This is a genomic window from Mesorhizobium sp. M2A.F.Ca.ET.037.01.1.1 (assembly GCF_003998075.1).
Lineage (GTDB): Bacteria > Pseudomonadota > Alphaproteobacteria > Rhizobiales > Rhizobiaceae > Mesorhizobium.
In genome coordinates, this window is record NZ_RZSA01001820.1 from 1 (window position 1) to 433 (window position 433).

The 433-nt window shown below is 64.9% G+C and carries 1 pseudogene; it reads left to right on the forward strand.

Going from position 1 to position 433, the window contains the following annotated elements:
• Positions 1–20: 20 nt before the first annotated feature.
• Positions 21–433: pseudogene (locus EOA27_RS39980) on the forward strand (hypothetical protein); the annotation flags it as partial.

The window sequence follows — 433 nt, forward strand, 5'->3', positions numbered from 1 at the left end:
CCATAGAGGCGACGCTATCGGTGATGGCCAAAGGCCAGGTCCTTGAAAGCCGAACGCTTGTTCCCGGCGCAGGCTTCCGCTTCGCGCTTGCCGGCGAGGCTGATGCGATTGTGGTGACCGGCGGCGGTCTCGACCGGCAGCTAGCGCTGTCAGCCTATCCGACCGATCTTGGCCTGCTCCCGCCCACCGCCCTCGCGCCTGGTGCGGCACTCAGCACCATCGGCTTCGACGACATCACCACGCGCGGCCTGCGCAAGGTTCCCACGGGCCATGCCGGGCTCTCCTGGCGCAATATCAACGCCATGGCGAGCGACAACACCAAGAACAGCGAGGGCTACGTCAACGGCAATGTCTCGGGCGATTACATCGCCTATACGAGCAGCGGCCATCAGGCGGAATTCGGCCGGCAACAGCCCTTCGGCCTGCATTCGAT